The sequence below is a fragment of the Mycobacterium sp. genome (genome assembly GCF_965230835.1).
Classification (GTDB): Bacteria; Actinomycetota; Actinomycetes; order Mycobacteriales; family Mycobacteriaceae; genus Mycobacterium.
The window spans coordinates 1,521,883-1,543,119 of record NZ_CBDDLW010000002.1 but is presented as its reverse complement, the minus strand read 5'-3'; the positions used below and the strand labels follow the sequence as shown (position 1 = coordinate 1,543,119).

General features: G+C 62.4%; 32 protein-coding genes. 30 read left to right on the top strand and 2 right to left on the bottom strand.

Going from position 1 to position 21,237, the window contains the following annotated elements:
- Positions 1-34 precede the first annotated feature (34 nt).
- From mftA to mftG, 7 genes are all read left to right on the top strand, one after another.
- Positions 35-124 (top strand): mycofactocin precursor MftA, encoded by a 90-nt coding sequence (mftA, locus tag ACO07W_RS07560; RefSeq protein WP_421842094.1) that lies wholly within the window; start codon positions 35-37, stop codon positions 122-124.
- Entirely contained in the window at positions 109-456 is a 348-nt protein-coding gene (gene mftB / locus ACO07W_RS07555; protein WP_421842092.1) for a mycofactocin biosynthesis chaperone MftB, read from the top strand. Before mftA ends, mftB begins: the two co-directional genes overlap by 16 nt.
- Entirely contained in the window at positions 447-1,634 is a 1,188-nt protein-coding gene (gene mftC / locus ACO07W_RS07550) for a mycofactocin radical SAM maturase (RefSeq protein ID WP_421842090.1), read from the top strand. The genes mftB and mftC overlap by 10 nt, the downstream gene beginning before the upstream one ends.
- A 2-nt stretch (positions 1,635-1,636) precedes the next feature.
- On the top strand, positions 1,637-2,827 hold the full coding sequence (gene mftD, locus ACO07W_RS07545; RefSeq protein WP_421842088.1) for a pre-mycofactocin synthase MftD: 1,191 nt from the start codon (positions 1,637-1,639) through the stop codon (positions 2,825-2,827).
- Between the two features lie 229 nt (positions 2,828-3,056).
- Positions 3,057-3,815, top strand: a complete 759-nt coding sequence (mftE, locus tag ACO07W_RS07540; protein WP_421842087.1) for a mycofactocin biosynthesis peptidyl-dipeptidase MftE — start codon at positions 3,057-3,059, stop codon at positions 3,813-3,815.
- Positions 3,816-3,829: 14 nt separating this feature from the next.
- Complete coding sequence (gene mftF / locus ACO07W_RS07535) at positions 3,830-5,275, top strand: mycofactocin biosynthesis glycosyltransferase MftF (protein WP_421845857.1); 1,446 nt, start codon at positions 3,830-3,832, stop codon at positions 5,273-5,275.
- Positions 5,276-5,283: 8 nt separating this feature from the next.
- On the top strand, positions 5,284-6,723 hold the full coding sequence (gene mftG, locus ACO07W_RS07530; RefSeq protein WP_421842085.1) for a mycofactocin system GMC family oxidoreductase MftG: 1,440 nt from the start codon (positions 5,284-5,286) through the stop codon (positions 6,721-6,723).
- A 101-nt stretch (positions 6,724-6,824) separates the two neighbouring features.
- Here mftG and ACO07W_RS07525 read toward each other — a convergent pair whose 3' ends face one another.
- The gene (locus tag ACO07W_RS07525; RefSeq protein ID WP_421845856.1) at positions 6,825-8,075 is read right to left on the bottom strand and encodes an FAD-dependent oxidoreductase; all 1,251 of its coding nucleotides are present in this window, start codon (positions 8,073-8,075) and stop codon (positions 6,825-6,827) included.
- A gap of 126 nt (positions 8,076-8,201) precedes the next feature.
- Here ACO07W_RS07525 and ACO07W_RS07520 point away from each other — a divergent pair, with 126 nt between their 5' ends.
- The 23 genes from ACO07W_RS07520 (at position 8,202) to rplO (ending at position 20,157) form a co-directional block, all read left to right on the top strand.
- Positions 8,202-8,378: a hypothetical protein gene (locus tag ACO07W_RS07520; protein ID WP_421842083.1), complete on the top strand. Its 177-nt coding sequence runs from the start codon at positions 8,202-8,204 to the stop codon at positions 8,376-8,378.
- Positions 8,379-8,677: 299 nt separating this feature from the next.
- On the top strand, positions 8,678-8,983 hold the full coding sequence (rpsJ, locus tag ACO07W_RS07515; RefSeq protein WP_421842081.1) for a 30S ribosomal protein S10: 306 nt from the start codon (positions 8,678-8,680) through the stop codon (positions 8,981-8,983).
- A gap of 13 nt (positions 8,984-8,996) precedes the next feature.
- Positions 8,997-9,650 (top strand): 50S ribosomal protein L3, encoded by a 654-nt coding sequence (gene rplC / locus ACO07W_RS07510; protein WP_421842079.1) that lies wholly within the window; start codon positions 8,997-8,999, stop codon positions 9,648-9,650.
- Entirely contained in the window at positions 9,650-10,360 is a 711-nt protein-coding gene (rplD, locus tag ACO07W_RS07505) for a 50S ribosomal protein L4 (RefSeq protein ID WP_421842077.1), read from the top strand. The genes rplC and rplD overlap by 1 nt, the downstream gene beginning before the upstream one ends.
- Complete coding sequence (rplW, locus tag ACO07W_RS07500) at positions 10,360-10,662, top strand: 50S ribosomal protein L23 (RefSeq protein WP_421842075.1); 303 nt, start codon at positions 10,360-10,362, stop codon at positions 10,660-10,662. The genes rplD and rplW overlap by 1 nt, the downstream gene beginning before the upstream one ends.
- A gap of 29 nt (positions 10,663-10,691) precedes the next feature.
- Positions 10,692-11,534, top strand: a complete 843-nt coding sequence (rplB, locus tag ACO07W_RS07495; RefSeq protein ID WP_421842073.1) for a 50S ribosomal protein L2 — start codon at positions 10,692-10,694, stop codon at positions 11,532-11,534.
- 21 nt (positions 11,535-11,555) lie between these two features.
- Positions 11,556-11,837: a 30S ribosomal protein S19 gene (rpsS, locus tag ACO07W_RS07490; RefSeq protein ID WP_421842071.1), complete on the top strand. Its 282-nt coding sequence runs from the start codon at positions 11,556-11,558 to the stop codon at positions 11,835-11,837.
- A 28-nt stretch (positions 11,838-11,865) separates the two neighbouring features.
- Positions 11,866-12,429, top strand: a complete 564-nt coding sequence (gene rplV / locus ACO07W_RS07485) for a 50S ribosomal protein L22 (RefSeq protein ID WP_421842069.1) — start codon at positions 11,866-11,868, stop codon at positions 12,427-12,429.
- Complete coding sequence (gene rpsC, locus ACO07W_RS07480) at positions 12,429-13,262, top strand: 30S ribosomal protein S3 (RefSeq protein ID WP_421842067.1); 834 nt, start codon at positions 12,429-12,431, stop codon at positions 13,260-13,262. The genes rplV and rpsC overlap by 1 nt, the downstream gene beginning before the upstream one ends.
- A gap of 3 nt (positions 13,263-13,265) precedes the next feature.
- Positions 13,266-13,682 (top strand): 50S ribosomal protein L16, encoded by a 417-nt coding sequence (gene rplP / locus ACO07W_RS07475; RefSeq protein WP_421842065.1) that lies wholly within the window; start codon positions 13,266-13,268, stop codon positions 13,680-13,682.
- Positions 13,682-13,924 (top strand): 50S ribosomal protein L29, encoded by a 243-nt coding sequence (gene rpmC / locus ACO07W_RS07470; RefSeq protein ID WP_421842063.1) that lies wholly within the window; start codon positions 13,682-13,684, stop codon positions 13,922-13,924. Before rplP ends, rpmC begins: the two co-directional genes overlap by 1 nt.
- A complete protein-coding gene (rpsQ, locus tag ACO07W_RS07465; protein ID WP_421842061.1) occupies positions 13,921-14,322 on the top strand; it encodes a 30S ribosomal protein S17 in 402 nt (133 codons plus the stop codon). The genes rpmC and rpsQ overlap by 4 nt, the downstream gene beginning before the upstream one ends.
- Before the next feature lie 266 nt (positions 14,323-14,588).
- Positions 14,589-15,497 (top strand): formylglycine-generating enzyme family protein, encoded by a 909-nt coding sequence (locus tag ACO07W_RS07460; protein WP_421842059.1) that lies wholly within the window; start codon positions 14,589-14,591, stop codon positions 15,495-15,497.
- A 365-nt stretch (positions 15,498-15,862) separates the two neighbouring features.
- Positions 15,863-16,231, top strand: coding sequence for a 50S ribosomal protein L14 (rplN, locus tag ACO07W_RS07455; RefSeq protein ID WP_421842057.1), 369 nt, complete (start codon positions 15,863-15,865; stop codon positions 16,229-16,231).
- Entirely contained in the window at positions 16,232-16,549 is a 318-nt protein-coding gene (gene rplX / locus ACO07W_RS07450) for a 50S ribosomal protein L24 (protein WP_421842055.1), read from the top strand. It abuts the gene before it with no gap.
- A gap of 4 nt (positions 16,550-16,553) precedes the next feature.
- Complete coding sequence (gene rplE, locus ACO07W_RS07445; protein WP_421842053.1) at positions 16,554-17,135, top strand: 50S ribosomal protein L5; 582 nt, start codon at positions 16,554-16,556, stop codon at positions 17,133-17,135.
- Positions 17,136-17,139: 4 nt separating this feature from the next.
- On the top strand, positions 17,140-17,325 hold the full coding sequence (locus tag ACO07W_RS07440; RefSeq protein WP_421842051.1) for a type Z 30S ribosomal protein S14: 186 nt from the start codon (positions 17,140-17,142) through the stop codon (positions 17,323-17,325).
- Positions 17,326-17,407: 82 nt separating this feature from the next.
- On the top strand, positions 17,408-17,806 hold the full coding sequence (gene rpsH, locus ACO07W_RS07435) for a 30S ribosomal protein S8 (RefSeq protein WP_421842049.1): 399 nt from the start codon (positions 17,408-17,410) through the stop codon (positions 17,804-17,806).
- Between the two features lie 31 nt (positions 17,807-17,837).
- Positions 17,838-18,377 carry a 50S ribosomal protein L6 gene (gene rplF / locus ACO07W_RS07430; protein WP_421842047.1) on the top strand — a complete coding sequence of 180 codons (540 nt, stop codon included), beginning with the start codon at positions 17,838-17,840 and terminating at the stop codon, positions 18,375-18,377.
- 2 nt (positions 18,378-18,379) lie between these two features.
- Positions 18,380-18,787, top strand: coding sequence for a 50S ribosomal protein L18 (gene rplR, locus ACO07W_RS07425; RefSeq protein ID WP_421842045.1), 408 nt, complete (start codon positions 18,380-18,382; stop codon positions 18,785-18,787).
- Positions 18,788-18,836: 49 nt separating this feature from the next.
- Positions 18,837-19,490, top strand: a complete 654-nt coding sequence (gene rpsE / locus ACO07W_RS07420) for a 30S ribosomal protein S5 (protein ID WP_421842043.1) — start codon at positions 18,837-18,839, stop codon at positions 19,488-19,490.
- A complete protein-coding gene (gene rpmD, locus ACO07W_RS07415) occupies positions 19,487-19,717 on the top strand; it encodes a 50S ribosomal protein L30 (protein WP_421842041.1) in 231 nt (76 codons plus the stop codon). Before rpsE ends, rpmD begins: the two co-directional genes overlap by 4 nt.
- A complete protein-coding gene (gene rplO / locus ACO07W_RS07410) occupies positions 19,714-20,157 on the top strand; it encodes a 50S ribosomal protein L15 (protein ID WP_421842039.1) in 444 nt (147 codons plus the stop codon). Before rpmD ends, rplO begins: the two co-directional genes overlap by 4 nt.
- A gap of 106 nt (positions 20,158-20,263) precedes the next feature.
- On the opposite strand, the gene ACO07W_RS07405 is transcribed toward rplO, so the two are convergent.
- The gene (locus tag ACO07W_RS07405) at positions 20,264-21,193 is read right to left on the bottom strand and encodes an LLM class flavin-dependent oxidoreductase (protein WP_421842037.1); all 930 of its coding nucleotides are present in this window, start codon (positions 21,191-21,193) and stop codon (positions 20,264-20,266) included.
- Positions 21,194-21,237 lie beyond the last annotated feature (44 nt).

Sequence of the window (21,237 nt, the reverse complement as noted above, 5' to 3'; positions counted from 1 at the left end):
TTGGTTGTCGAGCCCTGACGAGAGGCAAATTCGCATGGACCACGAGACCGAGACCGAAGTGGAGCTCGTCACCGAGACCCTGATCGAAGAGGTGTCGATCGACGGAATGTGTGGGGTCTACTGACGGTGCCTGCGCCCGCCGAGGCGCGTCAAACTGATTCAGGCGGGTTCGACCCCGATCGTGGTTGGCGGTTGAATCCGCAGGTGGCGGTTCGTCCTGAGCCGTTCGGCGCCCTGCTATATCACTTCGGCACCCGCAAGCTGTCATTTCTGAAGAATCGCACCATCCTGGAAGTGCTGCGGTCGCTGCCCGACCATTCCGACGTGCGGTCGGCCTGTCGCGCTGCGGGCGTGGATGAATGCAGTCAGGAGCCTTACCTCCACGCGCTGGGAGTACTGGCGAGTTCGGACATGCTGTTGCCGCAGGAGTGCATCGAGGAGGTTAGATGTCAGTAGCCGTGCCGCGGCTCATCGAGCAGTTCGAGCATGGGCTCGATGCGCCGATCTGCCTAACGTGGGAGTTGACCTACGCCTGCAACCTGGCGTGTGTGCACTGCTTGTCGTCTTCGGGCAAGCGTGATCCGCGTGAGTTGTCCACTCGCCAATGTAAGGACATCATCGACGAGTTGGAACGCATGCAGGTGTTCTACGTGAACATCGGTGGCGGAGAACCGACTGTTCGCCCAGACTTTTGGGAATTGGTCGACTATGCGACAGCGCACCATGTGGGCGTGAAGTTCTCCACCAACGGGGTCCGAATCACCTCCGAAGTCGCCGCCCGGTTGGCGGCCAGCGACTACGTCGACGTTCAGATTTCTTTGGATGGCGCGACCGCCGTTGTCAACGACGCCGTCCGCGGTGTCGGCTCATTCGCGACGGCGGTTCAGGCGTTGGAGAACTTGGCCGCTGCCGGCTTCTCTGACGCCAAGATTTCCGTGGTTGTCACTCGGCACAACGTAAGCCAGCTCGACGAATTCGCGGCTCTGGCAAGCCGGTACGGTGCCACCCTGCGGATTACCCGGCTGCGGCCCTCGGGGCGGGGCGCAGATGTCTGGGAAGATCTTCACCCCACCGCGGACCAGCAAGTTGAGCTCTATGACTGGTTGGTTGCCAAGGGTGAACGAGTGCTCACCGGCGACTCCTTCTTTCATCTTTCACCGCTTGGCCAGTCCGGTGCGCTTGCTGGCCTCAATATGTGCGGAGCCGGCCGAGTGGTGTGCCTCATTGACCCAGTGGGCGACGTCTACGCGTGTCCGTTCGCCATCCACGATCGTTTCTTGGCAGGAAACGTGTTGACCGACAACGGTTTTGACAACGTTTGGAAAAACGCTCCGCTGTTCCGGGAACTCCGCGCGCCTCAGTCTAAAGGCGCCTGCGGCAGCTGCGGACACTACGACAGTTGCCGCGGCGGTTGCATGGCGGCGAAATTTTTCACCGGCCTGCCGTTGGATGGACCGGATCCCGAGTGTGTGCAGGGGCACAGCGAGCCGGCATTGGCTCGCGAACGCCAGTCACCGCGGCCCCGGGGTGATCACTCCCGCGGCAAGCCGGTTCGCCAACCAGTACCTCTATCCTTGTCTATGCGACCGCCGGCGGTGCCGCCAGCGCGCATGTGCAGCGAAAGCCCGTTATAGCTATGGCTGAAAAATGGTTTGAGACAATTGCTATCGCTCAGGAGCGCGCGAAGCGACGGTTGCCAAAATCTGTCTATTCTTCATTAATTTCGGCCAGTGATAAGGGAATTACGGTCGCTGACAATGTTTCGGCCTTTAGCGAACTTGGTTTTGCGCCCCATGTTGTTGGCGCGACAGAAGAACGTGATTTGTCGACCACCGTTATGGGGCAAGATATTTCGTTGCCGGTAATCATCTCGCCGACCGGCGTTCAGGCGGTCGATCCGGATGGTGAGGTTGCCGTTGCCCGCGCGGCAGCCGCTCGGGGTACGGCGATGGGTTTGTCTTCGTTCGCCAGCAAGCCGATCGAAGAGGTGATTGCTGCCAATCCGAAGATCTTCTTCCAGATCTACTGGCTGGGTGGCCGCGACGCGATAGCTGAGCGCGTCGAACGGGCGCGCCAAGCCGGCGCGGTGGGTTTGATCGCGACCACCGACTGGACGTTTTCACATGGGCGCGACTGGGGCAGCCCTAAGATTCCCGAGCAGATGAACCTGCGGACGCTCGTGAGGCTGTCCCCGGAGGCGGTGGTCCGGCCGCGATGGTTGTGGAAATTCGGCAAGACGCTGCGGCCGCCGAACCTGAGAGTGCCTAACCAGGGTAAACGCGGGGAGCCCGGGCCGCCGTTCTTCGCTGCGTACGGGGAGTGGATGGGTACCCCACCGCCGAGCTGGGACGATATCGCATGGTTGCGTGAACTGTGGGGCGGACCGTTCATGCTCAAGGGTGTAATGCGCGTTGATGACGCTAAAAGAGCTGTGGATGCTGGTGTTTCAGCGATTTCGGTCTCCAATCACGGCGGTAACAACCTGGACGGCACACCGGCGGCTATTCGGGCTCTGCCCGCGATTGCAGCAGCCGTTGGTGACCAGGTCGAGGTGCTGCTGGACGGCGGGGTCCGGCGGGGAGGCGACGTCGTCAAGGCGGTAGCGCTGGGAGCGCGTGCGGTGATGATCGGCCGCGCCTACCTATGGGGCTTGGCCGCGGCAGGCCAACTTGGCGTCGAGAATGTCCTGGACATCCTGCGCGGCGGTATCGACTCGGCTCTGATGGGACTCGGGCATGCCAGCGTCCACGATCTGGGCCCGGGCGACGTCCTCATTCCACCGGGATTTGCCAGGGGGATGAGTGGGTCCTCCGCTCGGGACTCTTAGTCATCAGGATGAGCATTCTCGCTGATTCGCGATTTCGGTTTCCGAGGCGAGTGGACTCCCCGTGCGTTGGTGGGTCCCTAATACCACAGAGTTGGTCGCTACGGAGTGACGATTTTGGAAATTCTGTGACGGGCGTGACGGGCGCGGCGAACGAGCTGAATTTAGACCGTTTAGCCGCCAGTCCGGAAAAAAATCTTTGCGGAAATAGATAACAATTGGTGCACGCCAGGTGAATTCGTCTTACCATCGGCGAGTGCCCGTACTCGGCGAACTGGGGAATGTGACGTCAGGGCAGCTGTTAATATCCGCCACGCCGTCAATAATTGTCCCGCTAGGGGCCACTGAACAGCACGGTCCTCATCTGCCTCTTGATACCGACACCCGGATCGCGACGGCTGTCGCTCGGGGGGTGGTTGCTCGCTTAGGCGAAGAAAGCGCGCCAGGTTCACAGCAAGAATGGCTGGTGGCGCCGCCTATCGCCTATGGTGCCAGCGGCGAGCATCAGAGCTTCGCCGGCACCGTATCAATCGGCACGGATGCGTTGAGGTTGCTGCTCGTCGAGTACGGTAGGTCGGCCGCCGGCTGGGCCCGGCGTCTCGTCTTCGTCAATGGTCACGGCGGTAACGTCAATGCTTTGCATCGTGCGGTCAGCACGCTGCGATCCGAAGGTCGTGACGTGGGATGGTGCCCGTGTGCGGTTGCTGGCGGAGATGCCCACGCTGGCCATACCGAAACATCAGTATTGCTGCATATTTCGCCGGCCGATGTGCGCACCGACCGGTGGCTTGCAGGTAATGGTGCTCCGCTGCCCGAACTACTGCCGTCGATGCGTCGCGGCGGAGTTGCGGCTGTCAGCCAGACAGGGGTGCTCGGGGACCCGACCACAGCGACCGCAGCTGAGGGAAGCAGGATCTTTGCGGAGATGGTGGGTGATTGTGTATGTCGAGTTGCCCGTTGGACGCCGGGGATCGATGGGATGCTGACATGACCGAGCCGGCGACGATGCAGAACGGGGCGCCCAGGAGCAGCGGCGTCGATGACAGCAACAGACTGCCTGATGGGTTCGCAGTGCAGGTTGACCGCCGTGTGCGAGTTCTCGGCGACGGCTCAGCCCTGCTCGGCGGTTCGCCGACCCGGCTGTTGCGGCTGGCTCCCGCCGCACAAGGCATGCTCGCCGGCGGCCGGCTCAAGGTTCAGGATGAACTTAGCGCCCAGGTCGCGCGCACCCTGCTGGATGCCACGGTTGCGCATCCTCGTCCGGCGAGTGGTCCATCACATCGTGACGTCACCGTTGTTATACCTGTCCGGGACAACTCATCTGGTCTGCGGCGTTTGGTGGCCTCGCTGCGCGGACTGCGCGTCATCGTAGTAGACGACGGTTCGTCGTGCCCGATTGAGCGGGAAGACTTTGCTGGTACGCACCGCGATATCGAAGTACTGCACCATAGCCGAAGCAGGGGGCCAGCGGCGGCCCGCAACACCGGGCTTAACGCCTGTACCACCGACTTCGTGGCCTTTCTGGATTCCGACGTGGCACCGCGTCGTGGTTGGCTGGAGGCCCTGCTCGGACACTTCTGCGATCCCACCGTGGCGCTGGTCGCACCTCGCATTGTTGGTCTGGCGCAAACTGAAAACCGGGTGGCGCGTTATGAGGCGGTGCGCTCGTCGTTGGACTTGGGACAGCGGGAAGCCCCGGTGTTACCGCACAGCACGGTGTCGTATGTCCCCAGTGCGGCGATCATCTGCCGCAGCTCCGCCATTCGCAAGGTGGGGGGGTTCGACGAGACTCTGCACTCCGGAGAAGACGTCGATTTGTGCTGGCGACTGATCGAGGCCGGCGACCGGCTGCGCTACGAGCCAATTGCGTTGGTCGCTCACGACCATCGCACAGAATTGCGGGACTGGTTCGCGCGCAAAGCTTTCTATGGTGGCTCGGCGGCTCCATTGTCCACGCGGCACCCAGATAAGACTGCGCCGTTGATCATTTCCGGATGGGCCTTGATTGCGTGGATCCTGCTGTCGTTCGGCAGCCGGTTTGGTCAGCTAGCGTCGTTGCTCATAGCCGTGTTGACGGGGCGTCGGATCGCCAAAGCCATGCGTAGCGCCCAGACATCGTTCGGAGATGTGTTTGTGGTCGCCACCTATGGTCTATGGTCGGCGGCGCTGCAGCTGGCATCGGCGATTTGCCGGCACTACTGGCCGGTCGCTTTGGTGGCAGCCATACTGTCCCGGCGCTGCCGGCGGGTTGTGCTGATCGCGGCGATCATGGACGGTGTGGTGGACTGGCTTCGCCGCAGGGGCGCAAGCGACGACGACACCGAGTCGATTGGACTGCTGACCTATCTGCTGCTCAAGCGCGTCGACGACCTCGCCTACGGTATTGGCTTGTGGTACGGGGTGGCGCACGAGCGCAATGTGGGCGCGCTGAAACCTCAGATTCGGACGTAACGGCCGCCTTGGCTGCCGCCGCTGGGCACAGCGATGTACTCATCGTCGGTGCTGGGAGTGCTGGATCGGTCGTTGCCGAGCGTCTTTCGGCCGACGATAGTTGTGCGGTCACAGTCGTCGAGGCAGGCCCTGGTCTCGCTGATCAGGCGCTTCTGGCGCGGACGGCCAACGGGTCGCAACTGCCGATAGGTGCCGGCAGCCGGCTAGTCCACCGCTACCAGAGTCAGCTCACTGATCGTCCTGTTCGTCGTCTGCCGATCGTGCGAGGTGCGGCTATTGGCGGCTCCGGTGCGGTGAACGGGGGGTATTTCTGTCGGGCATTGCCACGCGATTTCGAGAGCTACTCTATCCCGGGCTGGGCGTGGTCCGACGTTCTCGAACACTTCCGGGCCATCGAGACTGACCTAGATTTTGACACCCCGGCCCACGGCCATAGCGGTCCGATAGCGGTTCGCAGAACACGCGAAATGGCGGGTGTCACTGAGAGTTTCATCGTTGCCGCGCAGCGGGCTGGATTTCCCTGGATCGAAGATCTCAATGACGTTGGAGATAACCTAGTTTCGGGTGTAGGCGCTGTCCCGCTCAACATCGTCGACGGTATCCGGACCGGCTCCGGGGCTGGCTATTTGATTCCCGCGCTGACTCGGTCCAACCTGACGCTGTTGTCGTGGACTCGGGCGCTGCGGCTGCGCTTCTCCGGGACCACTGCGGTGGGTGTTGACGCCGTCGGCCCGGCAGGGCCTATTACTCTTACCGCTGATCGAATTGTTTTGTGCGCTGGGGCTATTCAGTCGGCGCATCTGCTCATGCTTTCCGGTATCGGTGATAGTGAGATGCTGCGTGCCGCCGGAGTTCCGGTGCTGACGCCGTTGCCGGTTGGGCAAAGTTGCAGCGACCATCCGGAATGGGTGTTGCCGACCACATGGAGTGTGGTTTCCGGTCGTCCGGTGCTCGAGGTCGTGCTCAGCACCGCCCATGGTATCGAGATACGGCCCTATACTGGTGGTTTCATTGCAATGACTGGCGATGGCACCGCCGGGCATCCTGACTGGCCGCACATCGGTGTCGCACTGATGCAGCCCCGAGCGCGCGGGCGCATCACGTTACTTTCGTCTGATCCCACGGTTTCGACCCGCATCGAGCACCGCTACGACAGTGAACCCGAAGATGTCGAAGCTCTGCGTCGGGGTGCTGAGCTGGCGCGCGAATTAGTCGGTGCAGCAACGGATTTAGGGTCGCCGGTGTGGTCGACTTCGCAGCACCTGTGCGGTAGTGCCCCGATGGGCGCCGATAGTGACACGCGAGCGGTAGTTGACCATCGTTGCCGGGTGCGTGGCGTTGATCAGCTTTGGGTAATCGACGGATCCGTTCTGCCGGGGATCACCAGCCGCGGTCCGCACGCAACGACTGTGATGCTCGGTCACCGTGCCGCTGAGTTCGTGCGGTGAGCGGGTTAATCGGAAAGTGGTTGACGGCCATCGCGGTCGTGGGCCGGATTGGTGATTGGGTCTGAACGCTGCCAAGATTTGGCGGGCGCAATTTTCCAACGCTATCTGGTGTCGCGTTCAGACGGTTCAGTGCAGTCGACTACCGCGAGGTCGGGGTACTCAGGCCGAAAACCGATGCCGGCGATGCGCGCGGGGAAACGCGCGAGCCAAGGCCACCGCGCGATCAACCGCACTGGCAGCGGCGGCTTGAACTCTTCGAGGCTCCCCAGTACGGGCGTGATGACGTTTTTTTGAAAGAACACCTGCATCGTCTGTGTCTTGCGAGTTGGGGATTGGCGGCGCCGCTGCACGTGGTGCAGGTCGTTGTCAGTCACGTGGTTGCGACGCAGCGGCACGGCCAGCAGATTGGCCGTGGCCACGGCGTCCTGAATCGCGAGGTTGATCCCGACTCCGCCGATCGGCGACATGGCATGGGCGGCATCGCCGATACACAGGAGCCCCGGTCGGTGCCAGCGTTTGAGGCGATCGACGTTGACCGTCAACAGCCTAAGATCGTCGAAGTCGGTGATTTTCTCGATTCGGTCCGTCATGAAGGGTGCTATTTTCACTATCTCCTGGTGGAATGCCTCGATTCCGCGGGTGCGCGCCTGTTCCACCGAGCCCTTGGCGATCACATAGCCGCATTGCCAGTACTCGCCGCGGTTGATCATCACCAGGATGGCGCCCCGCCCGAAGCTGCCCATCGATTCCGTTGGATCGCCGGAGGCGCGACTCATCCGGAACCAGATCACATCCATCGGTGCGCCAATAGGGATGACTTGCAAGCCGGCTAGGGCGCGTACTGTGGATGTTCGTCCGTCGCAGCCGACCACCACGTCGCTGCGGATCTGCGTCTCGCCGTCGGGGGTTTGGGCGATGACGCCGACGATGCGGTCGTTTTCCTTGATCAGATCTGTGACCTCGGTCCGCATCATCAGTCGAAAAGAGGGATAGCGTTTGGCCTCGGTGGCGATGAAATCCAGGAAGTCCCACTGCGGCATCATGGCAATGAACTTCCCTCGCACCGGCAAGTGGCGGAAATCAGCGACGACCGCGCTGAGGGTGCCAAAGCGGGCACTCGCCGTCGGAGTCCGCTGATGCGGTCGTTGCAGCAACCGGTCGTACAGTCCGAGCTTGTCCATCACTTCAAGGGTTGAGGGGTGGATGGTGTCGCCCCGGAAGTCCCGGAGGAAGTCGTCGTGCTTTTCCAGCACGACGACATCGATGCCGGCCCGAGCCAGCAGATAGCCGAGCATCATCCCGGCGGGTCCGCCGCCGGCAATACAGCAGCGTGCGCTGAGCTCGGGTTGCATCACCGGCCTCTCGATTCGATCTTCGCCCATTGTGACTGTAGCGGCGCAAGCATCAGTGGTCTTGGGCGCGCATTGCTGGCGAATTTTGGTGGCGAATGTGGTGATCGTCATCGCTGGCGGTGCCCAATGCCCGGGTTTTCGGGGAGGTCGCGCTGGGTTTTTGCCGGTACCCCAGAGCGGGCACTGGCCCAACGCGCGGACCCGTCGGCGGGGGCGGTTACCAAGACGGCGACCAGCGTGGCTGCCGGCTACTCTGGACATGCCGCTGATGAGGGCAGAAATTTGGCCGCGACCATGATCTAGGGCATACTGTTCAGGTTGCCTTGCGCCAGGTTTGCGCCTGACCGGGCATACGACCAGCGTCCACAAGGATGCGTCCGGTCCCCTCTGTGAGCACGACGAATGTCGGCCTTGAAATAGGCGCGGCAAGGCTTCGTGTGGGTGTCATGCCCGAGAGCAGAGGGCCGGTGAACCTACGACAGGTAAACAGCGGCGCAGTATCCGGCGCAATGCTTGATCGGCCTTGGCGGGCCGGGTTGAGTTGCGCGCTGGGAGGCACCAGGTCCGGACACGGGCCTCAAGTGGAGTGAGGTAGAAGAGGCGTGGCGGGACAGAAGATCCGCATCAGGCTTAAGGCCTACGACCATGAGGCAATTGACTCTTCGGCGCGCAAGATCGTTGAGACGGTTGTTCGCACCGGTGCCAGCGTTGTGGGTCCGGTGCCCCTGCCGACCGAGAAGAACATCTATTGCGTCATCCGGTCTCCGCATAAGTACAAGGACTCGCGGGAGCATTTCGAAATGCGTACCCACAAGCGGCTGATCGACATCATCGATCCAACGCCGAAGACTGTTGACGCTCTGATGCGCATCGATCTTCCGGCCAGCGTCGACGTCAACATCCAGTAGGAGATCCAGAGCAATGGCAAGAAGAGGCATTCTGGGTACCAAGCTGGGTATGACACAGGTGTTCGACGAGAACAACAAGGTCGTGCCGGTGACCGTGATCAAGGCGGGGCCCAACGTAGTGACGCGGGTTCGCACGCCGGAGCGCGACGGTTACAGCGCCGTGCAATTGGCCTATGGCGAGATCAGCCCACGCAAGGTGAACAAGCCGCTGACTGGTCAGTACACCGCCGCTGGGGCGAACCCGCGCCGGCATCTGGCCGAGCTGCGCTTGGACAATCCGAACGCAGCGGCCGAGTACGAGGTCGGCCAAGAGCTGACGGCCGAGATCTTCGCTGACGGCAGCTACGTTGATGTGACGGGTACATCCAAGGGCAAAGGTTTTGCCGGCACGATGAAGCGGCACGGTTTCGGTGGGCAAGGCGCAAGCCACGGGGCCCAGGCCGTGCATCGCCGCCCGGGTTCCATCGGCGGCTGCGCCACTCCTGCGAGAGTGTTTAAGGGAACTCGGATGGCCGGCCGCATGGGCAATGACCGGGTGACCGTTCAGAACTTGTTGGTGCACAAGGTGGACACCGAGAACGGCGTGCTGTTGATCAAGGGCGCGGTTCCCGGTCGTACCGGTGGACTCGTCATGGTCCGTAGCGCGATCAAGCGAGGTGAGAAGTGATGGCCGCCCAGGATGAGCAGCGCCGCAAGACACAGCAGACCAAGAAGATCGTCGAGATTGAGGTCAAGACGCCGGCCGGCAAAGTCGACGGCTCCATCGAGCTGCCAGCGGAGTTGTTCGACGCTCCGGCGAACATCGCGCTGATGCATCAAGTGGTCACTGCGCAGCGGGCAGCGGCCCGTCAGGGCACACATTCGACGAAGACACGTGGGAATGTGCGTGGCGGTGGCCGCAAGCCGTACCGGCAGAAGGGGACCGGTCGCGCCCGGCAGGGCTCGACGCGAGCCCCGCAGTTCACCGGCGGTGGCGTAGTGCACGGTCCACAGCCGCGCGACTACAGCCAGCGCACACCCAAGAAGATGATCGCGGCCGCGTTGCGCGGTGCGCTATCCGACCGTGCTCGCAACGGGCGTATTCACGCGATCACCGAACTGGTGTCCGGACAGACACCGTCGACAAAGAGCGCTAAGGAATTTTTGGGCACTCTGACTGACCGCAAGCAAGTATTGGTGGTCATCGGTCGCGCTGACGAGACCGGCGTAAAGAGCGTGCGTAATCTCCCCGGTGTGCACATCCTGGCGCCGGACCAGCTCAACACCTATGACGTGCTGCGCGCCGATGACGTGGTGTTCAGTGTCGAGGCGCTGAACACCTACATCGCCGCGGCCAGAAGAAGCGGCGAAGAGAACGATGTGGAGGTTTCGGCCTAATGGCGACCCTCGCTGATCCACGTGACATCATCCTGGCTCCGGTCATCTCGGAGAAGTCGTACAGCCTGTTGGACGACAACGTGTACACGTTCGTGGTCCACCCCGATTCGAACAAGACTCAGATCAAGATCGCGATCGAGAAGATCTTTTCGGTCAAGGTCGCATCGGTCAACACTGCGAACCGGCAGGGCAAGCGGAAGCGCACCCGGGCCGGCTACGGCAAGCGTAAGGACACTAAACGCGCCATTGTCACCTTGGCGCCTGGCAGCAAGCCGATCGACCTGTTCGGAGCACCGGCGTAGCCGAGCCCGAGGAAGAGACCTGATTAGACATGGCAATTCGCAAGTACAAGCCGACGACGCCCGGCCGTCGTGGCGCCAGCGTGTCCGATTTCTCCGAGGTAACCCGCTCTACCCCGGAGAAGTCGCTGGTAAAGCCTTTACATGGCCGTGGTGGGCGCAACGCGCACGGCCGTATTACCACCCGGCACAAAGGCGGTGGTCACAAGCGCGCCTTCCGAGTGATCGACTTTCGCCGCAACGACAAGGACGGTGTCAACGCCAAGGTCGCTCATATTGAGTACGACCCAAACCGCACGGCAAGGATTGCGTTGCTGCACTATCTTGACGGCGAGAAGCGCTACATCATCGCTCCGCAGGGACTTGCGCAGGGTGATGTTGTGGAGTCCGGCGCCAATGCCGATATCAAGCCGGGTAACAACTTGCCGCTGCGAAACATACCTGCCGGCACGTTGGTTCACGCCGTCGAACTTCGGCCCGGAGGCGGTGCCAAGCTGGCACGTTCGGCGGGGTCGAGCATTCAGTTGCTTGGTAAGGAGGCCAGCTACGCGTCGCTGCGCATGCCCAGCGGTGAGATCCGCCGGGTCGACGTTCGCTGTCGCGCCACGGTCGGTGAGGTCGGCAATGCCGAGCAAGCAAACATCAACTGGGGCAAGGCTGGTCGGATGAGGTGGAAGGGAAAGCGCCCCTCAGTCCGAGGTGTCGTGATGAACCCGGTAGACCACCCGCACGGCGGTGGCGAGGGCAAGACCTCCGGTGGTCGACACCCGGTGAGCCCGTGGGGCAAACCCGAGGGTCGCACCCGCAAGCCGAACAAGTCGAGCAACAAGCTCATTGTCCGACGCCGTCGTACCGGCAAGAAGCACTCGCGGTAAGAAGTCGAGGGGTAGTCAACCATGCCACGCAGTTTGAAGAAGGGCCCGTTCGTCGACGGCCATCTGCTGAAGAAGGTCGACATTCAGAACGAGAAGAAGAGCAAGCAGGTTATCAAGACCTGGTCGAGACGATCGACAATTATTCCCGACTTCATCGGCCACACCTTCGCCGTTCACGACGGACGCAAGCACGTTCCGGTGTTCGTCACCGAGACGATGGTGGGCCACAAACTTGGTGAGTTCGCGCCGACGCGCACCTTCAAAGGGCACATCAAGGACGACCGGAAGGCCAAGCGGCGATGAGGACTCGTGCGAGTAGCGAAGGATCGAGATGACCACCACTGAATTTCCGTCGGCGGTCGCTAAAGCCCGGTTTGTGCGGGTGTCGCCGAGAAAGGCGCGCCGCGTGATCGACCTCGTGCGTGGCAAGTCAGTGTCTGACGCGCTGGACATCCTGCGGTGGGCGCCGCAGGCCGCTAGTGAGCCGGTGGCCAAGGTGATTGCGAGTGCGGCGGCCAACGCGCAAAACAACAGTGGGCTCGACCCGGCGACCCTGGTGGTGGCCACCGTCTTTGCCGACGAAGGCCCGACCGCCAAGCGAATTCGCCCGCGTGCCCAGGGCCGTGCGTTCCGGATCCGCAGGCGAACCAGCCACATCACGGTGATCGTGGAAAGCCGACCGGTCAAAGATCAACGTTCGGCGAAGTCTTCGAGGGCGCGTCGCGCTGAGGGCAGCAAGGCAGCGGCGAAGGACCCGGCAAAAAAGGCGCCGCCTAACAAAGCGGCGGCCAAGAAGGCGCCTGCTAAAAAGTCGCCGGCCAAGAAGGCAGCAGCCAAAAAGGTAGAAGCTACATCCGAAGCCAAACCTTCTGAAGCGAAGGGAGGCTCAGACTAATGGGCCAGAAGATCAATCCGCATGGCTTCCGGCTGGGCATCACGACGGACTGGAAGTCGCGCTGGTATGCCGATAAGCAGTACGCCGATTACGTCAAGGAGGATGTCGCGATACGTCGGCTGCTCTCCACTGGTCTCGAACGCGCGGGAATCGCCGACGTCGAAATCGAGCGGACCCGTGACCGGGTCCGAGTCGATATACATACCGCGCGTCCTGGCATCGTCATCGGTCGTCGTGGCACCGAGGCGGACCGGATCCGGGCCGACTTGGAAAAGCTGACCGGAAAGCAAGTCCAACTGAACATCTTGGAAGTCAAAAACCCAGAGTCGCAGGCGCAACTGGTGGCACAAGGCGTCGCCGAGCAGCTGAGCAACCGGGTGGCGTTCCGCCGGGCGATGCGCAAGGCTATCCAGTCGGCTATGCGTCAGCCCACGGTGAAGGGTATCCGGGTGCAGTGCTCGGGTCGCCTCGGCGGCGCTGAGATGAGCCGGTCGGAGTTCTACCGCGAGGGCCGCGTTCCGCTGCATACCTTGCGCGCAGATATCGACTATGGCCTCTACGAGGCCAAGACCACCTTCGGCCGAATCGGTGTGAAAGTGTGGATTTACAAGGGCGACATCGTGGGTGGCAAACGGGAAATGGCCGCTGCAGCACCCGCCGGTGCAGAGCGTCCGCGCCGGGAGCGTCCGTCGGGCAGCCGTCCGCGTCGTAGCGGCGCATCTGGGACGACGGCAACCGGTACCGACGCGGGACGGGCAGCGGGCGGCGAAGACAGTGCCGCGTCGGCTGCTGATGGTGCTTCGACCCCCGAAACGCAGAGCACGGAGAGCTGAATCATGTTGATTCCCCGCAAGGTCAAGCACCGTAAGCAACATCATCCGCGCCAGCGCGGAATTTCTAGTGGCGGCACGACCGTAAACTTCGGCGACTACGGTATTCAAGCCCTTGAACACGCTTACGTCACCAACCGGCAGATCGAGTCGGCGCGTATCGCGATTAACCGGCACATCAAGCGTGGCGGCAAGGTATGGATCAACATCTTCCCGGACCGCCCGTTGACCAAGAAGCCGGCAGAGACCCGGATGGGTTCGGGCAAGGGCTCCCCGGAATGGTGGGTGGTCAACGTCAAGCCGGGCCGGGTGCTGTTCGAGCTTAGCTACCCGAATGACGGTGTCGCGCGGGCCGCGCTGACCCGGGCGATCCACAAGCTACCGATCAAGGCGCGCATCGTTACCCGAGAGGAGCAGTTCTGATGGCAGTGGGAACATCCCCTGGCGAACTGCGTGAGCTCACCGAGGAAGAGCTAACCGAGCGGTTGCGTGAGTCCAAGGAAGAGTTGTTCAATCTGCGTTTTCAAAGCGCGACGGGCCAGCTCACCAACAACCGTCGGCTCCGCACGGTGCGAAGGGAAATCGCGCGTGTTCACACCGTGCTGCGTGAACGCGAATTAGGTCTAGCATCTGGGCCGGATGGTTCGGATGGTAAGGAATCGTGATGGCAGAAGCTAAGACTGGCGCAAACTCAGGGCAATCGGCGGCTACAGCCACGAAGAAGGCAGCCCAGAAAAAGGCGGAGCCGAAGGACGCTGCACCGAAGAGCGGCAGTGTGAAGGGGCCCAAAAACACTCCGCGGACCCCGACCCCGCGCGGCCGGCGCAAGACGCGTATCGGCTATGTGGTGAGCGACAAGATGCAGAAGACCATCGTGGTTGAGCTCGAAGATCGGGTGCGGCATCCGCTGTACGGCAAGATCATCCGGACGACCAAGAAGGTAAAAGTGCACGACGAGAACAGCGTCGCTGGCATTGGCGACCGGGTCTCCCTGATGGAGACACGTCCGATGTCGGCGACGAAACGCTGGCGGCTTGTCGAGATTCTCGAGAAAGCCAAGTAGCCGTTCGGCTAGCAGACGCAAAGAACGCCCCGCGACACTTGTGTCGCGGGGCGTTTTGCGTCTGCTGGTCTAGACACTGAAACGCTGCGTGCGGGGTTGATCGGTGTCTCTCATCTGAAGTGGCACCGAGGTCGGCGGCATTGATGAGCCCGCTCGTGTGGCGTGCCCGTGAGCGCTGGCCGCCAGAACGCGACTGCCTCCAGGGGGATACCGCGCTTCGCGCGGGAAGGCTGCGGCCGGCGTTACGGTCGTCATACGCTGAAGTCGTGCTGACCGACCTGGTTGACCTACCTGGGGGATCGTTCCGTATGGGGTCGACCAGCTTTTACCCAGAGGAGGCGCCGGTTCATATCGTGACCGTGCGCGCCTTCGCGGTTGAGCGGCACCCCGTCACCAACGCGCAGTTCGCTGAGTTCGTCGCTGAGACGGGCTACGTAACGGTGGCAGAACAACCTCTCGACGCCGCGCTGTACCCGGGTGTGGACCCTGACGACCTGACTCCGGGATCTATGGTTTTCCGCGCGACGGCGGGGCCAGTCGACTTACGTGATTGGCGTCAATGGTGGGACTGGGCGCCGGGGGCGAGTTGGCGTCATCCGTTCGGCCCGGAGAGCGACATCGCTGAAAAAGACCAGCACCCGGTCGTGCAAGTTGCCTATCCGGACGCGGCGGCCTATGCGCGGTGGGCCGGACGGCGACTGCCGACCGAGGCTGAGTGGGAGTACGCGGCCCGCGGTGAATCCGGTGGGGAGTCTTCGTGCACGTACTCGTGGGGCGACGAGGAGAAGCCGGGGGGCCAACTGATGGCCAACACCTGGCAGGGCAAGTTTCCTTACCGGAACGATGGGGCGCTTGGCTGGGTCGGCACTTCCCCGGTGGGGACTTTTGCCACTAATGGATTCGGCCTCGTCGACATGACAGGCAATGTCTGGGAGTGGACCACGACGAAGTTCTCCGGGCGCCACCGCGCTGATCGTCATTCGACGGCCTGTTGCGCACCGGTCGGGCCCGCCGACCCGGCGATTAGCCAAACCCTCAAAGGCGGCTCCCATCTTTGCGCGCCGGAATACTGTCACCGTTACCGACCGGCCGCGCGATCGCCGCAATCGCAGGACACTGCGACCACCCATATCGGGTTCCGCTGCGTCACTGATCGTGCTGGCGACGTTCGTTAAACCGGAACTGTGGCCAGTCTGCGCAAATTGTCGAGGCCAGCCGGTCAACAGCGCCGACAGAACGTGCCGTGTGGGATTTCTGCGGCGCATCCTCGCGTGGTACCGGGAATCGGCATCAAGCCCATCGACTTGGGGAAGGGCGCGAATAAGCAATTTGGCTCCGAGCTGGTCGTCCCCTAGAATCTAGGGGTTGCCTTGGGCAGACCTCGGCTGGAACGTGGAAACACTGCCGGCCCCGCGTGCCTTGCGGCGACACATGCTTTTCAAGACCGCGTACGTCAGGGTTTGTGGTGAGCCTTGTTTGCCGAGGCTTACCAGGCTTGTTTGCTCCTGCCGTGCACACGTGAACCAGGTCAGGAGATCTAGTGATTCAGCAGGAGTCGCGGCTGAAGGTCGCCGACAACACCGGCGCCAAGGAGATCTTGTGCATCCGTGTTCTTGGCGGTTCGTCGCGGCGGTACGCCGGTATCGGCGACATCATCGTGGCCACCGTTAAAGACGCCATTCCCGGGGGCAACGTGAAAAGAGGGGAGATCGTCAAAGCAGTTGTGGTGCGCACTGTCAAGGAGCGCAGGCGCCCGGACGGCAGCTACATCAAGTTTGACGAGAACGCCGCAGTGATCATCAAGCCCGACAACGATCCACGCGGTACTCGTATCTTTGGGCCGGTGGGCCGCGAACTGCGGGAGAAGAAGTTCATGAAGATCATCTCGTTGGCCCCGGAGGTGTTGTAGATGAAGGTTCACAAGGGCGACACCGTGCTTGTTATTTCGGGTAAGGACAAAGGGGCTAAGGGCAAAGTCCTGCAGGCCTACCCGGGACGCAACCGAGTTTTGGTTGAGGGAGTCAACCGAATCAAGAAGCACACCGCGATTTCGACCAATCAGCGCGGAGCCCGCTCAGGCGGCATCGTCACGCAGGAAGCGCCAATCCACGTCTCCAACGTGATGGTGGTCGATTCCGACGGCAAGCCCACCCGGATCCGGTACCGGGCAGACGAAGAGACTGGCAAGCGGGTCCGGGTCTCCAAGCGCAACGGCAAGGACATCTGAGGGCATGACAACCGCAGCAGACACCGCAAGCTCCGTAAAGATTCAGCCGCGCCTCAAGGAGCGATACCGCAGCGAGATCCGCGATTCGCTGCACAAACAGTTCGGCTACGGCAATGTCATGCAGATCCCGACCGTGGTGAAGGTTGTGGTCAACATGGGGGTGGGGGATGCAGCCCGGGACGCCAAGTTGATCAACGGCGCGGTCAATGATTTGGCATTGATCACCGGGCAGCGGCCCGAAATTCGCAAAGCGCGGAAGTCCATCGCGCAGTTCAAGCTGCGCGAGGGAATGCCGATCGGAGTCCGGGTGACCTTGCGCGGGGACCGGATGTGGGAGTTCCTCGACCGGCTCACATCGATCGCGTTGCCGCGTATTCGTGACTTCCGCGGTCTGTCGCCTAAACAGTTCGACGGTGTCGGAAACTACACCTTCGGCCTGGCCGAGCAGTCGGTATTTCACGAGATCGACGTGGACAAGGTTGATCGGGTCCGCGGTATGGACATCAACGTCGTCACCTCGGCGACGACCGACGACGAAGGACGAGCGCTGTTGCGGGCCCTCGGCTTTCCGTTCAAGGAGAACTGAGTAGATGGCGAAGAAGGCACTGGTCAACAAGGCGGCACGGAAACCGAAGTTTGCGGTGCGCGCCTACACCCGCTGCAGCAAGTGCGGTCGCCCACGCGCGGTGTACCGCAAGTTTGGGCTGTGCAGAGTTTGCCTCCGCGAGATGGCGCACGCGGGTGAGTTGCCCGGTGTGCAGAAGAGCAGCTGGTAGCACAGAGGACATCCGCCAACCCAGAACAGGTGCGCGGTAGGCCCGCCGGGGAACCACTGCGAGGAAGGTTATAGAAGCTGTCATGACCATGACGGACCCGATCGCAGACTTCTTAACACGTCTGCGCAACGCCAATTCGGCGTACCACGACGAGGTGAGTTTGCCGCACTCCAAACTCAAGGCCAATATCGCCCAGATCCTCAAGAGCGAGGGATACATCACCGACTTCCACACCGAGGACGCTCGCGTCGGCAAGTCTCTGGTCGTCCAGCTCAAGTACGGGCCGAGCCGCGAGCGCAGTATCGCGGGTTTGCGGCGGGTCTCCAAGCCAGGGTTGCGTGTTTACGCGAAGTCCACCGGGCTGCCGCGTGTGCTGGGTGGCCTCGGGGTGGCGATTATCTCCACCTCGTCGGGTTTGCTTACCGACCGGCAGGCAGCCAGGCAGGGCGTGGGCGGCGAAGTCCTCGCGTACGTGTGGTGACGAGGATCAGAAGGACCAGAAGGAAATAGCCATGTCGCGCATTGGGAAGCAGCCGATCCCGGTCCCCGCCGGAGTCGATGTAACGATTGATGGCCAGAACGTTTCGGTAAAAGGCCCCAAGGGTACCCTCGATTGGACGGTCGTCGAGCCGATCACGTTGTCGCGCAACGACGACGGTGCGATCGTAGTGTCACGTCCAGATGATGAGCGGCGCAGCCGCGCATTGCACGGGCTGTCTCGCACCCTGGTGTCCAACTTGGTTACCGGCGTGACGCAGGGTTACACCACCAATATGGAGATCTTCGGTGTCGGCTACCGGGTGCAGCTCAAGGGATCCAGTTTGGAGTTCGCACTGGGGTATAGCCATCCCGTGGTGATCGAGGCGCCGGACGGCATTACGTTCGCGGTCCAGGCGCCGACCAAGTTCTCGGTCTCTGGGATCGACAAGCAAAAAGTCGGCCAGATCTCGGCGAATATCCGCCGTTTGCGCCGTCCCGACCCGTACAAAGGTAAGGGCGTGCGCTATCAGGGTGAGCAGATCCGCCGCAAGGTCGGAAAGACAGGTAAATAGTCATGGCGCAATCACAGGCTGAAACGGCCGCGCGGATCACGGTCGGACAGAGTGTGTCCGCGACCCGACGACTGTCGCGGCAGCGTAGGCACGCGCGGCTGCGTAAGAAGATCTCAGGCACCGGCCAGCGTCCCCGGCTGGTGGTGCATCGGTCCGCGCGGCATATTCACGTGCAACTGGTGAACGACTTGGACGGCACCACCCTGGCTGCCGCGTCGTCGATCGAGGCCGATGTCCGAGGCCTTGAGGGCGACAAGAAAGCCCGTAGTGTCCGGGTCGGACAGCTCATCGCCGAACGGGCAAAAGCCGTCGGAATCGACACCGCGGTCTTTGATCGCGGCGGATACACCTACGGTGGAAGGATCGCGGCGCTGGCCGATGCTGCCCGGGAGAACGGATTGAGTTTCTGATGACCGGCTTTCGGATCGACTTTTTCCTCAACACTGGAAGGACCGCATGATGGCGGAGCAGCGGGCCGGCGGGCAGTCGCACGGTGCCGGTGACGGGCGCGACGGCCGCGGCCGGCGTGAGGGCGGCCGCGGCCGAGACCGAGACGGTGAGAAGAGCAACTACCTGGAGCGGGTCGTCGCGATCAACCGTGTCTCCAAGGTGGTCAAGGGTGGTCGGCGATTCAGCTTCACTGCCCTGGTCATCGTTGGTGACGGTAACGGCATGGTCGGTGTCGGCTACGGCAAGGCCAAGGAGGTGCCGGCCGCGATCGCCAAGGGCGTGGAGGAGGCCCGCAAGAGCTTTTTCCGGGTGCCGATGATCGCTGGGACCATTACTCACCCGGTGCAGGGTGAGGCTGCCGCGGGCGTGGTGCTGTTGCGTCCAGCTAGCCCGGGTACCGGTGTGATCGCCGGTGGCGCGGCGCGTGCTGTGCTGGAATGCGCCGGGGTCCGAGACATCCTGTCGAAATCGCTGGGCAGCGACAACGCAATCAACGTGGTGCACGCCACCGTCGCCGCACTCAAACTTCTGCAGCGCCCCGAAGAGGTGGCCGCTCGGCGCGGCTTGCCGATCGAGGACGTCGCGCCGGCCGGCATGCTTAAGGCTCGGCGCGAGAGTGAAGCGCTGGCTGCGGTAGCGCGCGAAAAGGCGGCGCAATCATGAGCAAAACAGCACCTACCCAGCTGAAGATCACCCAGGTGCGCAGCACAATCGGTGCGCGCTGGAAGCAGCGCGAAAGCCTGCGCACTTTGGGTCTGCGGCGGATTCGTGACTCGGTGATCCGGGACGACAACTCGCAGAACCGTGGGCTGATCGAGGTGGTGCGCCATCTCGTCGAGGTGGAGCCGGCCGCGACAGAAGCCGCTGCCCGGGGAGGTAAGAGGAAGTGACGATCAAGCTGCATGACCTGCACCCTGCGCGTGGGTCGAAAACCCCGCGGACTCGTGTCGGTCGTGGTGACGGGTCGAAAGGCAAGACGGCGGGTCGAGGCACCAAGGGCACCAAAGCCCGCAAACAGGTGCCGGCGACTTTTGAGGGCGGACAGATGCCGATTCACATGCGGCTGCCCAAACTCAAAGGTTTCCGTAACCGGTTCCGCACCGAATACGAGGTCGTCAACGTTGGAGACATCAACCGGTTGTTCCCCGAGGGGGGCGCGGTCGGTGTCGACGAACTCGTTGCTAAGGGCGCTGTCCGGAAGAACTCACTGGTCAAAGTGCTCGGTGACGGCAAATTGACCGTCAAGGTCGAGCTGTCCGCGCACAAGTTCAGCGCTAGTGCGCGGGAGAAGATCACCGCTGCCGGCGGCTCGGCCACCGCGCTGTCTTAATTCCTGAGAGTTGATGCGCCGACCGCCCCGCTATTCGGTCGATGACGAATAGCTGAGCTGGTGAGCAAATCGTCTGGTTGATGTTCACCACGACCCGTGCTGGCGGTCAACCAATCCGTGGTATCACCTCGGCGGCAAGACGCTCCATTTGCTCGTGGTCTTGCGTGACGTTGGCTCCGACTGGATTGAGCAACAGTAGCTCGGCGCCGGCGTCGATTACTTCTTCGAGGCCGCGGACAACGTCGTCAGGTGTTCCACAGACGGCAATCGACTCGGCTCCAGGCATCTTCTTGCCGTAGATGCGACGTACCCCCGCGAGCGCACGCTCGCGGGCCAGTTCGACATCATCGTCAATCATCAGATAGACACGCTTGCCGATGGTGAATTGAGTAGGGTCTTTGTGCTGTGCGGCGAGCTCGCTGCGCAGTATGGCGACAGCTTCGGCAAAAGCCGGAGTCGTCGACGAGCCGGCGCCAAGAAATGCGTCACCGTGGCGTACCGCCCTGGCCAGAGCCTTGGGTGCGCGGCCTCCGAACCAGATCGGTGGGTGCGGTCGCTGAACCGGCTTGGGTTGGATGGGAAGGTCTTCGAAGTCACGGAACCTGCCGTGGAACGTCACCTCGGTGCGCTCGGACCAGGCTGCCTTCATCAATTCCAAACCCTCCGTGAAGTAGCGCACATGGGTTGTCTGCGCCACGCCGAAAGCTGCGAAATTACGTGAGCCGCCGCCGGTTGCGACGCCGAGGTCGAGTCGACCTTGGCTGAGCCAGTCGACGGCGGTGGCGGCCGAGGCCAACTGAAGCGGGTCATGCAACGACGTCACCAGAACGGCCACCCCCAGCCGTAGCCGCTGAGTGCAGGCCGCCGAATACGCAAGCAGCTCGAGCGGTGCCAAAAGCGGGGCCTCGCCGACGATCTGTTCCAGTACCCACCCGCCCTCGAACCCGAGTTCCTCGGCGCGGGCAAGATACGAGCGCAACTCGGCTGGGTTGAAGTCGTCAGTGCCGAATTGAGGTATAGCGATCGAGAACCTCACGTCACCACGGTACGACCCGCGACCGTGGCGCTGACGGCTCGGGA